Origin of the sequence: Streptococcus sp. CL5.50, from assembly GCF_049738015.1 — a bacterium.
In the GTDB taxonomy this organism is placed as follows: Bacteria; Bacillota; Bacilli; order Lactobacillales; family Streptococcaceae; genus Streptococcus; species Streptococcus mitis_CA.
The window spans coordinates 62123-76015 of sequence record NZ_JBKOTR010000006.1 but is presented as its reverse complement, the minus strand read 5'-3'; the positions used below and the strand labels follow the sequence as shown (position 1 = coordinate 76015).

The 13893-nt window shown below is 41.2% G+C and carries 10 protein-coding genes; 2 read left to right on the top strand and 8 right to left on the bottom strand.

Annotated elements, in window-relative coordinates; all coding sequences use genetic code 11:
* The first annotated feature begins 7 nt into the window (after positions 1–7).
* Positions 8–937 carry a metal ABC transporter substrate-binding lipoprotein/adhesin PsaA gene (psaA, locus tag ACLNCV_RS05285; protein WP_125455043.1) on the top strand — a complete coding sequence of 310 codons (930 nt, stop codon included), beginning with the start codon at positions 8–10 and terminating at the stop codon, positions 935–937.
* Between the two features lie 122 nt (positions 938–1059).
* The gene (gene tpx, locus ACLNCV_RS05280; RefSeq protein WP_424844945.1) at positions 1060–1551 is read left to right on the top strand and encodes a thiol peroxidase; all 492 of its coding nucleotides are present in this window, start codon (positions 1060–1062) and stop codon (positions 1549–1551) included.
* Between the two features lie 95 nt (positions 1552–1646).
* On the opposite strand, the gene ACLNCV_RS05275 is transcribed toward tpx, so the two are convergent.
* The 8 genes from ACLNCV_RS05275 to ACLNCV_RS05240 form a co-directional block, all read right to left on the bottom strand.
* Positions 1647–4355, bottom strand: coding sequence for an FtsX-like permease family protein (locus ACLNCV_RS05275; protein ID WP_424844944.1), 2709 nt, complete (start codon positions 4353–4355; stop codon positions 1647–1649).
* 1 nt (position 4356) lies between these two features.
* Entirely contained in the window at positions 4357–5058 is a 702-nt protein-coding gene (locus tag ACLNCV_RS05270) for an ABC transporter ATP-binding protein (protein ID WP_424844943.1), read from the bottom strand.
* A 245-nt stretch (positions 5059–5303) separates the two neighbouring features.
* Complete coding sequence (locus ACLNCV_RS05265) at positions 5304–7715, bottom strand: glycoside hydrolase family 95 protein (protein WP_424844942.1); 2412 nt, start codon at positions 7713–7715, stop codon at positions 5304–5306.
* A 52-nt stretch (positions 7716–7767) separates the two neighbouring features.
* Entirely contained in the window at positions 7768–8460 is a 693-nt protein-coding gene (locus ACLNCV_RS05260; protein WP_000240129.1) for a phosphoglycerate mutase, read from the bottom strand.
* A gap of 238 nt (positions 8461–8698) precedes the next feature.
* Positions 8699–9175 (bottom strand): hypothetical protein, encoded by a 477-nt coding sequence (locus ACLNCV_RS05255; RefSeq protein WP_049546526.1) that lies wholly within the window; start codon positions 9173–9175, stop codon positions 8699–8701.
* Positions 9176–9188: 13 nt separating this feature from the next.
* The gene (locus ACLNCV_RS05250) at positions 9189–9569 is read right to left on the bottom strand and encodes a hypothetical protein (protein WP_000837844.1); all 381 of its coding nucleotides are present in this window, start codon (positions 9567–9569) and stop codon (positions 9189–9191) included.
* A gap of 401 nt (positions 9570–9970) precedes the next feature.
* The gene (ileS, locus tag ACLNCV_RS05245) at positions 9971–12763 is read right to left on the bottom strand and encodes an isoleucine--tRNA ligase (RefSeq protein ID WP_424844941.1); all 2793 of its coding nucleotides are present in this window, start codon (positions 12761–12763) and stop codon (positions 9971–9973) included.
* Between the two features lie 252 nt (positions 12764–13015).
* On the bottom strand, positions 13016–13891 hold the full coding sequence (locus tag ACLNCV_RS05240; protein WP_049502424.1) for a DivIVA domain-containing protein: 876 nt from the start codon (positions 13889–13891) through the stop codon (positions 13016–13018).
* Positions 13892–13893: the final 2 nt, after the last annotated feature.

Here is a 13893-nt window from a genome sequence, read left to right as displayed (position 1 = left end):
GGATCTAATGAAAAAATTAGGTACATTACTCGTTCTTTTTCTTTCTGTCATTGCTCTTGTAGCATGTGCTAGTGGAAAAAAAGATGCAGCTTCTGGTCAAAAACTAAAAGTTGTTGCTACAAACTCAATCATCGCTGATATTACTAAAAATATTGCTGGTGACAAGATTGATCTTCACAGTATCGTTCCTGTTGGTCAAGACCCACACGAATACGAACCACTTCCTGAAGACGTTAAGAAAACTTCTGAGGCTGACCTCATTTTCTATAACGGTATCAACCTTGAAACAGGTGGCAATGCTTGGTTTACAAAATTGGTAGAAAATGCTAAGAAAACTGAAAACAAAGACTACTTTGCAGTCAGCGAAGGCGTTGATGTTATCTACCTTGAAGGTCAAAACGAAAAAGGCAAAGAAGATCCACACGCTTGGCTCAACCTTGAAAATGGGATGATTTTTGCTAAGAATATCGCAAAACAATTAAGCGCTAAAGACCCTAGCAACAAGGAATTCTACGAGAAAAATCTCAAAGAATATACTGATAAGCTAGACAAACTTGACAAGGAAGCTAAGGAGAAATTTAACAACATCCCTGCTGAGAAGAAATTGATCGTAACCAGTGAAGGATGCTTCAAATACTTCTCTAAAGCCTACGGTGTCCCAAGTGCCTATATCTGGGAAATCAATACTGAAGAAGAAGGAACTCCTGACCAAATCAAGACCTTGGTTGAAAAACTTCGCCAAACAAAAGTTCCTTCACTCTTTGTAGAATCAAGTGTGGATGACCGTCCAATGAAGACTGTTTCACAAGACACAAACATCCCAATCTACGCACAAATCTTTACTGACTCTATCGCAGAACAAGGTAAAGAAGGCGATAGCTACTACAACATGATGAAATACAACCTTGATAAGATTGCTGAAGGATTGGCAAAATAAGCCTCTGAAAAACGTCATTCTCACGTGAGCTGGCGTTTTTTCTATGCCCATATTTCCGGTCAAATCATTGGAAAAATCCAACCATTTCAGCTAAAATGAAAGAAAAAAGATTGGAGTATCCTATGGTAACTTTTCTCGGAAATCCTGTGAGCTTTACAGGTAAACAACTACAAGTCGGCGACAAGGCACTTGATTTTTCTCTCACTACAACAGACCTTTCTAAAAAATCTCTAGCAGATTTTGACGGTAAGAAAAAAGTCTTGAGTGTCGTGCCTTCTATCGATACAGGTATCTGCTCAACTCAAACGCGTCGTTTTAATGAAGAACTGGCTGGACTGGATAACACTGTCGTCTTGACTGTTTCCATGGACCTACCTTTTGCCCAAAAACGTTGGTGCGGTGCTGAAAGTATTGAAAATGCCATCATGCTCTCAGACTATTTCGACCATTCCTTTGGACGTGATTACGCCCTCTTAATCAACGAATGGCACCTATTGGCACGCGCAGTCTTTGTCCTAGATACGGACAATACGATTCGCTACGTTGAATACGTGGATAATATCAACTCTGAACCAAACTTCGAAGCCGCAATTGCAGCTGCTAAAGCCCTATAGAAAAAATCCTCTGTCACAAAGAGTTCCCTACTCTTTAAGACGGAGGATTTTTGTTTACGAGTAAATATAAATTCAATCAGATAAAAACAACTACCTTACTCTACAGATTTCAAAGCTTCAAGCATATCAACCTTTCTCAGATGATAATTGACAAAGAAACCAAGCAAGGTCAAAATGATGCTTACTGCTGCCACTGGGATTACATAGACCTCCCAGCCTACCTGCGGATAAAAGAGAATGGTCGCAGGCGAAATCATTTGAATCAAAAATTGGTGTAAATAGAAACCAGATACCAAACCCAGTACGATTCCCACAAGGGACAGCACAATCGTCTCACGGTAAATGTAGAAAGTGACTTCATTATTATGAAAACCGAGAACCTTGATAGTGGAGAGTTCACGGATTCTCTCAGCTACGTTAATGTTGGTTAGATTGTAAAGGATAACAATAGCCAATAGAACCGATACGATGACCAAGATGGTCATGGTCTGATTGAGTGAGCTAGCGACGGAGTCAAAGAGTCGAATGGCTGAAGCATTCTGGACAACGCTGGACACCGCAGATTGATTCATAAGTAAGCCGGCCTGTCTTTCGATACTAGGCGAACTAGAATCCTTTAGCGAAACCAGATAAGTGTTGGCTTGGGGTAGCTGTCCGTAAAGTTGCTCATAGTCAGTCTGACTCATATAAATAAAGTGACCAACGTAGTTCTCAGCAATAGCAGCGACCTTTAGCTTCTTACCTTCAATTTCTAGAGTCTGTCCAACCTTGACACCTGCCAGCTGGGCAAGTTTATCTGTGATGACAACTCCATCTTTTAATGTCAACTCTTGCTGATGATGTTGCAGATGAATAAAGGGAGTCAAATCCTCCTTCTCTGTCATCATAAGGGTAATGGTCTGAAGACCCGCCTTACCTTTGAAATCCTTGTCTAGCGTTTTTGAATAGATTTTCTGGTAGGCTTGAATATCCTGACCTTTCAACACTTCTTCTAGATTTGCCTTGTCCTGATTGGTCGCACTAGGATTTTCAGAGACAATCGTCTGATACTGTTGGATTTGTTGAAACTGTCTAGACGGAACTCCTGCTACAGAGGATTGGATTCCCAAACCTGCAAAGAGCAGAGCGACTGAACCTGCCACACCAAAGATCGTCATCAACATCCGCTGTTTATAACGGAAGATATTACGGGCTGTTACCTTATGGGTAAAACTGAGACGGCGCCAAATAAAACCGATGCGCTCCAGTAAGATTTTAACTCCTTTAACAGGAGGTTTAGGCAGTAAAAGCTGGGCTGCTTCATCATGAAGTTCCCTACGAGCTACCAAGTAGGCTGGCAACACACTCGCCAACCAACTCAAGACAAGAGCCAGAAAGCTATAGGTCCAATAGAACTGAATCTGGGTTTCTCCCACCACCATGTCTTTTGTAATGACACTTGAAATCACATTGGCTAGTAAATAATGGCCAAGGATACTGCCTAGAGCCGTTCCGACAGTCCCAGCTACTAGACCGTAGAGGAGAAACTTGGCGATAATATCCTTACTGCGATAGCCCAAGGCCTTAAAAATCCCTGCATGTGTTCGCTCTTCATCCACAAAACGAGTCATAGTTGTAAAGGTCACCATAGCTGCTACGGCATAAAGCACTACAGGAAAGATATTACCTACTGCCCGAATACTGGCTGAAGCATTACTGTACATGAGGTAGCCTTGACCGCCAGGCATGGTCTGACGATTATATACTTGATACTTGGGCTCAGCTAAATCATCCAAGACTTGCTGATGTTTTTCTATTTTTTCCTTTTCTTGGGCTAGATTTTGTTCAGCCTGCTTTAGTTTGTCCTCTTCCTTGTTCAATTCCTGCTTGACTTGGGTAAGTTGAGCACTGGCCTGCTCTCTCTGAGCTTGAGGGAGCAAGGCTAGTTGACTTTCTTGAGCCTGTATACGAGCTTGAGCAGCTACTAAACGACGCTTGCCTTCCTGCAGATTAGTCTCAGCCTTGCCAAGGGTCTCTTGACCTTTGTCTAGAGACTCTTGGCCTTCTTTTTTCAAGAGTTGCAGACGTGCCTTGCCATTATCTGATAGAGCTTGTTCAAGGTCTTCCTGATGTTGCTTGGATTTTTCTTCATAAGCTTCTGAAAAAGCATTTAAGTCTGCTAAATCTTGATATTTCAAACGAGCTATATTGTAGACTTTCTGATCAAACTGACTAGATAAAATCACCCCATAGGCTGTCAGAGTCCCACTTCCACTTCCTGCGTAGCCCATATCTCGCTGGGAGAGGATTTCAGCTGAATCCACAAAACCAGTAATGGTATAAGTATGGTCTTTTAAAGAGGAATGACCCTCTTCTTTTTCTTTAAAACTAATCTCCCGTCCCACGCTGTATTGGCCTTGCAAATGAGTGGCCAAAGCGATTTCCTTGTCTGACTGCGGAAGTCGTCCCTCTCTTAGCTGAAAGGTTGAAATTCGCTCTGGTTTGGAGTACAGCCGAATGGCATCCTGCCCATTTTCCATAGTCACATCTGTCAAATAGCCAAACTCAACCTCTGCACCCTGCGTCTGTCCTAGTTCTTCTTGATCTGCTTGATCCAAACCATAGTTAGACATGACTGCCAAATCCAAGGTTTGAGCAGTTGTTAAATAAGCATTAGCTGTCGCCTCCATGTTGGGGCTAGTCACTTTGAGACCTACTAAGGCTAGAGACCCTAACATCATCAAGGTTAAGATGGATAAAAAACGCCCCTTGGAGCCTGTGAAGGACTGAATTAAGTCCTTCCAATAAGTTTTTCGCTTGATCATGCTAGTACTCCAAACTGTCGATATCCTGAGGATGCTGGTTCATCACCACATCCTTGACACTGGCATCGTGCATATGAATCACGCGATCAGCAATGGGCGCCAAAGCTCCATTATGAGTCACAATGATCACTGTCGCTCCCTTTTGACGAGACATGTCTTGGAGGATTTCCAAAACCTGCTTGCCCGTCTGATAATCCAAGGCTCCAGTCGGTTCATCACAAAGGAGAATTTTAGGATTTTTGGCTACTGCGCGTGCAATGGAGACTCGCTGTTGCTCCCCTCCAGAAAGCTGGGCTGGAAAGTTATTGAGACGATGAGCCAGACCTACATCTGTCAAGACCTGTTCAGGATTCAAGGCATCTGTCACGATTTCTGAAGCCAACTCCACATTTTCCTTAGCGGTTAGATTGGAAACTAGATTATAAAACTGAAAAACAAATCCTACATCATTGCGGCGGTAATTGGTACGCTGGTGGGAACTATAGTCTGCAATATTGGCACCATCAATCCAGATTTCCCCTTCATCATTAGTATCCATCCCCCCAAGAAGGTTAAGAACCGTTGACTTGCCTGCACCAGACGCACCTAGAATAATAACCAATTCACCCTTTTCAATCTCAAAATTCACATCGCGATTGGCCACAATCTCCGTGTCCCCAACCTGGTAACGCTTGTAACAGTGTTTCATCTCAATATAAGCCATAAGCCCCACCCTCTCTCAAACAAATTATACTACTCGAAAATCTCTTCAAACCACGTCAGCTTCCATCTGCAACCTCAAAACACTGTTTTGAGCAACCTGCGGCTAGCTTCCTAGTTTGCTCTTTGATTTTCATTGAGTATTACTTCCTACTACCATTATAACGCTTTTTCAACTAGTTGGAAACTGCTTACATTCTCAAATCCTTATTAAAAGGCAGTTTCAAATTACTGCCTTTTATCATCTTCTTAAAAATAAAATTGAACAAGATCACCTTCTGCTGTTGCCACCGAAATACAATCTTTCTCTATGCATTTCACTTTTGCTTTTTCTTGATTCACTTCAATCACACTTTTTTCAATACCTGGATAAGATACTCGCAAATCTCCTCCACTTCTTGATAAAATGGTCATCTGTAAGAGTTTTTTATCCTCCCACCGTATACTAACTTCAAAATGTCCACGTGCCACTAAGCCTGAAACAGAACCCCTTGACCATGCATCAGGTAGGGCAGCTAGGGGCACCAGAGAAGCTGTATGAGACTGGAGCAACATTTCTGCTATGCCACTCGTAGCACCAAAATTACCATCTATCTGAAAAGGAGGATGGCTACACCAAAGATTTGGCAAGGTGGATAACTTTAACTGCTCTGCTAATAATTTATGGGCTCGATTACCATCTCCCAGACGTGCCCAGAGATTGATCTTATTGGCCTTAGACCAGCCTGTGCCGCCATCTCCACGATCATTGAGGCTAGAACGCGCCGCTTCAAGATACTCTTGTCTCTTGTAGCTAAAGAGATTGCCAGGATAGAGTCCCACTAGATGGGAAGCGTGCCGATGCTGGGCCTCCACTTTCTCATTTTGAAAATGCTGCTCTTCCTCCTCATACCACTCCCTGATTCGACCAGATTGAGTGATTTGAAGAGGATTAAGCAGGTCAAACTTCTCCTTGACTTCAGCCAACAAGTCCTCATCCAGCCCCAATTCTTGAGCAGCCTGAATAAAATCATTGAATAATTGCCAAATCAGAGATTGGTCATAGGTATTGCCAATCGAAATCGGACCATGTTCTGGGGAATAAGATGGAGAAGATACCCAACGTTGCGCCTGCTGATCCTCATGTAAAAAATCATTCCAAAAACGAACTGTTTCCCTCAACATGGGATAAATTTTCTTCCTGAGATAGTCTTGATCCCTATAAAATGAATAGGCTTCATAAACCGTTTGCATCGTCCACGCATTGGCAGCTGGTGACCAACCCCAATAGTAATCCCAACCAGGTGCCGTCCAACCAAAGGGAGTCGCTTGAGTATGAACTAACCAACCATTCTCCTCCCCTTCTTGAGAGACGATTCCTGCATACCTTGCAGCCGCTAGACGACCATAGACTCGCAAATCATCGATATAGTTGATGACTGGAAAAGCCGTCTCTAGGAGATTGGTAACATAGGCTGGCCAATAATTCATCTGCAGGTTGATATTCAGGTGATAGTCCGAATTCCAAGGAGGATTATCGACCGCATTCCAGACTCCCTGTAGGTTAGCTGGTAGAGCCTCTGGACAATCTCTGGAAGAACTAATCAATAAATACCGTCCATACTGGAAGAACAATTCCTCCAAAGCCTGCCCTTCTTGTGGCTTATAATTTTTTAACAAATCATCTGTAGTGGATGCGTCAACATCAGCTCCCAAATCCAATTGAACACGCTGGAATAAAGTTTGGTAGTCCTGAATATGCCTTGATTTCAATTGGGTATAGCCCTTTTCTTTAGCTATCTCCACCAAGTCTTTTACCTGTTGCTCTAAATCTAGTTTCTTGCGATAATTGCTAGCAGGATTTTGGGCAAAATCTGTCTTAGCTGCTAAGAAGAGATTGGCATAACTGGCTCCTGATATCTGAACCTTATCTGACCAAACTCTAATATCTCCATCCGTTTGCCAAGCTAGATAACTAGCAAACCGCAGGTCATTATCCTTAACTCGCCCCTTCATCAAGATATAAGAATCAGTAATATCCAGCTGGCACTCCTTGTAATCAGATTTTTCCTGCTCATACTTTCCATCAGAAGCCAAATCACGACTTAGCGACAGTTCTATAGTAAAATCTAGAGTTTCTGCCCCTTCCTTAGTAAAGCGCTGAATCAAGAGATCATCTGGAAAACTCGCAAAAGCTTCACGTTCAAATTTCGTTCCCTTATAGACATAAGAAGTCGTCGCAACTGCCTTACTAATATTCAGCTGTCTCTGATAGTCCGCCACCTGAGACAAAGTCTTGCCTTGATTACTAAACTCAATATGAATATCCCCAAAGGACAGATAGGTCCCATATTGACTCGTTTTTGGCCCGACTAGGTGCTGTTCAGCCAGTTCTTTAGCCCGATTGTAATCTCTCTTTTCCAAAGCCTGCCGAATCTCAGCTAAAAAACCATACTGGTCCTGAAGATTTCCACCCTGATAATCTGAACTATCAGGAAGTGGACCTCCAGACCAGAGACTTTTTTCATTGAATTGAATCCGTTCAGCCCCAATAAGACCAAATACTTTTGCCCCTAAAGAACCATTGCCTATTGGTAAGGCCTCTTCTTCCCAACCCTTATATGTTGTTGACGCTGGTTGCTTGTAGACCAATACATAATCTTGTTTTTTATTCCTTATCATACTACCATACTAACATAAAAAGCCTAGAAATCAATTCTAGACTTACAATTTTTTATTTTCCAAGGTAGTATTCAGAAACTACGTTCAATTTTTCGTCGAATTCGAATACCAATGGTGGGAAGTTAGGGATTTCCACATCCATGATTTCGTCATCTGACAAACCTTTGATGTGTTTTACAAGGGCACGGATTGAGTTACCGTGAGCTCCTACGAATACGTTTTTACCATCTTTAAGAGCTGGAGCGATTTTATCTTCCCAGAATGGAAGGGCACGTTCCAAAGTCACTTTCAAGTTTTCAGCATCTGGAATAACTGAGTCGTCAAGTGAAGCGTAACGACGGTCAGTGTGAGCTGAGTGCTCATCATCACGATCCATGTTTGGAGGCAATACATCGTATGAACGACGCCAGATGTGAACTTGCTCATCACCAAATTGTTCAGCAGCTTCAGCTTTGTTTTTACCAGTCAAACCACCGTAGTGACGTTCGTTCAAGCGCCATGATTTTTCAACTGGAACCCACAATTGGTCAGAAGCTTCAAGAGCCAAGTTAGTTGTTTTGATCGCACGTTTCAATACTGAAGTGTAAGCTTGGTCAAATTCGATACCAGCTTCTTTGATCAATTTACCAGCGTCAATCGCTTGTTGTGTACCTTTTTCAGACAAATCAACATCAGCCCAACCAGTGAAAAGGTTAGCTTTGTTCCATTCAGACTCACCGTGGCGAGCAAAAACCAATTTTACCATTAGATGGATTCTCCTTTAAATTTTCCGAGGTTTCCCCTCGTTTATCTATTCTATTTTACACAATTTTTCACAAAAAAGCTAGTCAAAACCAAAAAGGAAAGGACTGTTTGGCAATCACATTGTTTTTGGTTATTTCTATTCTATCTTCATTATTTAACCTTTAAAAAACACCCCATTTTCTAACATTTGGGGTGTAATTTAACCAATTATTCTCAATTACTACAAAAAAATTTCTATCTTACTGTAGTTGAGATGTCAAAGTTTTCAACTGTTTTTGCAAATTGTCTCTAAAGTCTTTCAATTGTTGAGACAATTTTGATTTATCATCTTCCTTGAGCTCAGTAGACCCTAGCAAATCATATATTTTTTTCTGCGCATCGAATAATTTTTGAGTTGACTCTTTTAGTTTGGTAAACGACTCATTATTTTCCATAGCTGTGCCTTTGAAACTTTCCTCAGCTTTAGTAAAATAATCATCAAAAATCTTTTTATAAAGATCTATATAATCTGCATAAGTACGTATTGATTCAATCGCATCGTCTGTTACAACCGGTGTATCAAGAGTGATTGTTTCTTTTGAGGTATTAGATGTTGCTACTGTCTTCTCATCATTACTTGTTGAAGTAGTCTTTGAATTTTGTACTCCACATGCAACGAGAAGAGAAACAGATAATAGAACTATTCCTAGACCGATAAACTTTTTTGTTCTTTTCATGCCAAAATACCTTTTATTCTTCTGATTTGAATTTCTTCAATGTTGCAAGGAATAGAGATCCTCCAATAATGGCAAGAATCCCCCCAACCCATCCTAAGAATGGAATGAGACTAACTCCACCAGAAACAATCATTAATACAGACGGAGCTGCACCTACACGATTATCTCCTTTATAGTAAACAATAGCAATGATACCAAGAACAAGATTTGCAATCTTCAAGGCATTCAAGAGTAAGGCAACACCTGAAACAGCCCCTGCAGTAGCTCCTCCATTAAGAGTTGTAGCAGCTGTATTTACCGCTGTTCCCAACAAGACAAAAGGACCAATAAGAAGTAAAATTCCTCCCACAAGACCGACGATACCACTAATTAAAGCAAGTGTTTTTGATTTCATAATAAAATCTCCTTTTTATTTTTTTCAAATAAAATTGTATCATATTTGCTAAAAAAAAAAAGTATTTTCTGATATTATAAAATAAAAATTTGTATAATATGAAATAAAATATAATACTTTTTAGAAATCAAAAGCAATTACACAAATTTATTATTGTAAAAATGTGACACAATTTTCCAATCTTATCCGCAATATCAAATTCGTATTTTATCTTACTGCTGTTAGCTTGCTAAGTTTCTCTTTGATTCTTGTTGAGTATAAAAAGTCACACCTCGCAAATTTTCAAAATAAATAAAAACGCATCGTATCAGGTGTTCACAAGCTTGATACAATGCGTTTAATAGACTATAAAATTAGTTGTCTTTTCTTCTCAAATTGAGTTTTGCCTAGACTTTTCAACCTTATTTCTCTTCAAATCCTTCTGCTACTGCTTCCGCAAAGTTTTCTTCTACGATGCTTGCACAGTGGTCACAGATAACTGCGTGGTAGCTGCGTTCTGCTGTTGTTGGGTCGATACGACGGCAACGGTCACATACTTCACCTGCAGCGCGTTCTACTGTGAAGGCTACATCTTCGAAGCTAACAGCAGTTTCTGGAGCTGGTCCCTCTGCGATAGTCAATTCAGACACGATCAAAAGTTGTGCTACATTGCTGTTTACTGCTTCGAGTAGAGTTTGCACCACTTCATTTGGGTAAACTGTCAAGTGTGCTTCAAGCGATTTCCCGATAACTTTGGCATTACGAGCTTCTTCCAAGGCTTTTTGAGCTTGTCCACGGAAGTCCATGAAGGCTGCCCATGTATCCAAGATTTCTTCTTGGTTAGCAAAAATTTCTGCTTCTGGTAATTCTGATAATTGAACGAAGTCTTCTGCTTCAAACTCAAGATATGACCAGATTTCTTCCGCAGTGTGAGGAAGGATTGGAGTCAAGAGTTTCGTGATTTTCACAAGAATGTCATAGAAAACAGTCTGCATTTGACGGCGTTCCAATGATTTGGCACCTTCGATGTAAACAACATCTTTAGCAAAATCAAGGTAGAAGGCTGACAAGTCAACGTTGATAAAGTTCACCAAGGCCTTGTAGATTGTCAAGAATTCAAAGTTTGCGTAAGCATCACGAATGGTCTTGACAAGCTGGTTAAAGCGAATAGTCATGTACTTATCAACTGAGCGAAGCTCATCGTAAGCTACTGAATCTTGAGTTGGGTTAAAGTCAGATGTATTGGCAATCAAGAAACGAAGGGTGTTACGAATCTTACGGTAAGTTTCAGAGACTTGGCTCAAGATATCCATAGAGATACGCACGTCGTTGCTTGAGTCAACACTTGTTACCCAAAGACGCAAGATTTCAGCACCAAATTGTTTTTCAACATCGCTTGGAGCAATGGTATTTCCAAGAGATTTAGACATCTTCTCACCTTTACCGTCAAGGGCAAAACCTTGTGACAAGATTTGTTTGTAAGGTGCTACGCCATGGTTGGCAACAGATGTGATGAGTGATGAGTTGAACCAACCACGGTATTGGTCAGAACCTTCTAGGTAAAGGTCTGCTGGGTAAGTTAACTCAGGACGGTTTACCACAACTCCATTCCATGATGAACCTGAGTCAAACCAAACGTCCATGATATCAGTTTCTTTTTTGAACTCGCCATTTGGTGAACCTGGATGAGTAAATCCTTCTGGCAAGAGGTCCTTAGCATCACGTTCCCACCAAATGCTTGAACCATGTTCCTCAAAGAGTTGAGCCACGTGTTCAATAGTTTCAGCAGTCATGATCGCTGTACCGTCTTCAGCGTAGAAGATAGGAAGTGGAACACCCCAAGCACGTTGACGAGAGATAACCCAGTCGCCACGGTCACGAATCATATTGTAAAGACGAACTTTACCCCATTCTGAGTGGAATTTCACTTTTTCAATTTCATCCAAAATTTCTTGGCGGAATTTAGAAACTGAAGCAAACCATTGTGGTACTGCACGCCAGATGATTGGTTTCTTAGTACGCCAGTCAAATGGGTATGAGTGAGAGATTTCTTCTTGGGCAAGAAGGAGGTTACCAAGTTTCTCGATAACAGTTGGAACTACCTTTTCATAGAATTGACCTTCAAACTCAGGACCAGCATTCTTCATCATGATACCACGTTCGTCAACAGTCACTGCGACTTCAAGACCATTAGCAATACCAACATTGTAGTCGTCCTCACCAAAACCAGGGGCGGTATGGACAATACCTGTACCAGAATCTGTTGTAACGTGGTCACCAAGGATAACCAATTCATCTACAGCTGTATCCCATGGGTGTTCTGTTACGATATGATTCAATTCTTGACCACGGTAAGTTGCCAAAACTTGAACATCAGCCCAGCCAAATTTCTCAGACAAGCTAGTCAATAATTCTGCAGCAACCACAAACTTACGAGTTTCACCAGCAGGTTGAACCAAAACGTAATCAATATCTGCACCAACAGTCAAACCACGAGAAGCTGTGATGGTAAATGGAGTTGTTGTCCAGACTACGATATAAGTATCTGTATCTAGAACACCTTTACCATTTTTTACCTTGTTGGCATAGTAAAGGGAAGTTGAAACCAAATCATGGTATTCAATCTCCGCTTCAGCAAGAGCCGACTCAGATGACCAAGACCAGTAAACTGGTTTAGCACCACGGTAGATGTAACCTTTATTAGCCATCTCACCAAATACACGGATTTGGGCTGCTTCATAGTCAGGAGTCAAAGTCACATATGGATTTTCCCAGTCACCAGAAACACCCAAACGTTTGAAGTCTTCGCGTTGTTTATCTACTTGAGAAAGAGCGTATTCACGGCAAAGTTTCAAGTACTCAACCAAGTCCATTTCTTTGCGTTTGATACCTTGTTTTGCCAAAACTTGCTCGATTGGCAGACCATGTGTATCCCAACCTGGAATATAAGGAGCATAAAATCCTGACATAGACTTAGAACGAACAATGATATCTTTTGAAATCTTGTTCATAGCGTGTCCAACGTGAATATTTCCGTTCGCGTATGGAGGACCATCATGCAAGGTGAAATGAGGTTTTCCTTGGTTCAATTCTTGACGACGTTGGTAAAGTTTTGCATCTTCCCATTCCTTTTGCCAAACTGGCTCTTTGGTAGGAAGGCCTGCACGCATTGGGAAAGCTGTTTTCCCAAGGTTAAGGGTATCTTTGAGTTTCATGGTATCTCCTTTATAAATAATAACAAATTAAAAACCACGACTGCCAAAAAGGACGAAAATCGTGGTACCACCTTTATTCGGAAAAAGATTTAGTCTTTCTCCCTCTTATCCCGTAACGTGGGGAACGTCAAATCTTACTTCATTCAGACTTGAGTTTTTGAGAGGATAATCTTATCGTTAGGGAATGCAGGACTCACACCATCTCCTGCTCGCTGGAAATATAAGGATAAGATATTGTTCTCAGATTATTTCTTATAAAATTGTAACAGATTCTTGCGGTGCCGCAAAACCTGGTTCTGAGCTTACAGCTTCAGTAGCTGGTGTTGGTCCTGAATAATGGCTTGGAGCTACTTCTGGCTCTTCATACATTGGACCAACTGGATGAGCTGGACTTTCTTCAACAACCGGAGCTGGTGAAACCACTTGTTCCTGCTCAGCTCTTGCTTCGGCTTCTGCAAGTTCCTTATTAGCCGCTTCGATACGCGCTTGCAACTCAGCCATTTCCTCGGGAGAAAACTGGCGAGTAATATCAATTGGTTCTTCCTCTGGATGTTGTTGTAAGACAGAGTCACCTAAGACTTCGCTGACCACTTCTTTGAAGGCCTCATCACTTGTCTGAAGATAAGTCGCTGTTGGGCGAAGAATATCTTCCCAATCTGAAGATTCAACAATTGCTAACTGGCTCTCAATTGTAGATTTAAGACGTTGGTGGAAGACACGACTCTTGTTTTTCAATTCTTCTGTTTCAACAGCAACCTTCTTAGCATTGTCAGTTGCTTGACGAAGAATTTCATTTGCCTTGTACTTAGCTTCTTCCAACAAACGTTGGGCATCTTGCTCTGCTTGTTGGATAATATTGTTTGAACGTTCCGTTGCAGCTTGTTTTACTCGCTCTGCTGTATCTTGTGCAATCAATACAGATTGACTCAATGAATCTTTCATCTCATCAAAGTAAGACAAACGCTCTTCCAAACTCTTAATATGTAAATCCTTATCATGATTAGAGCGAACCAAATCTTCATAATCACGGACTACAATATCTAAAAACTCATCTACTTCTTCTTGATCAAACCCTCTGAAGCGTGTGCTAAAAGTTTTATCTTTGATTTCTAACGATGTAATTGGCATAT

Bases quoted from the DNA above. Each gene is read 5' to 3' on its own strand.
- ACLNCV_RS05275 (WP_424844944.1), bottom strand. From the start codon at position 4,355: ATGATCAAGCGAAAAACTTATTGGAAGGACTTAATTCAGTCCTTCACA.
- ACLNCV_RS05240 (WP_049502424.1), bottom strand. From the start codon at position 13,891: ATGCCAATTACATCGTTAGAAATCAAAGATAAAACTTTTAGCACACGC.
- ACLNCV_RS05260 (WP_000240129.1), bottom strand. From the start codon at position 8,460: ATGGTAAAATTGGTTTTTGCTCGCCACGGTGAGTCTGAATGGAACAAA.
- ACLNCV_RS05265 (WP_424844942.1), bottom strand. From the start codon at position 7,715: ATGATAAGGAATAAAAAACAAGATTATGTATTGGTCTACAAGCAACCA.
- tpx (WP_424844945.1), top strand. From the start codon at position 1,060: ATGGTAACTTTTCTCGGAAATCCTGTGAGCTTTACAGGTAAACAACTA.
- ileS (WP_424844941.1), bottom strand. From the start codon at position 12,763: ATGAAACTCAAAGATACCCTTAACCTTGGGAAAACAGCTTTCCCAATG.
- ACLNCV_RS05255 (WP_049546526.1), bottom strand. From the start codon at position 9,175: ATGAAAAGAACAAAAAAGTTTATCGGTCTAGGAATAGTTCTATTATCT.
- ACLNCV_RS05270 (WP_424844943.1), bottom strand. From the start codon at position 5,058: ATGGCTTATATTGAGATGAAACACTGTTACAAGCGTTACCAGGTTGGG.
- psaA (WP_125455043.1), top strand. From the start codon at position 8: ATGAAAAAATTAGGTACATTACTCGTTCTTTTTCTTTCTGTCATTGCT.
- ACLNCV_RS05250 (WP_000837844.1), bottom strand. From the start codon at position 9,569: ATGAAATCAAAAACACTTGCTTTAATTAGTGGTATCGTCGGTCTTGTG.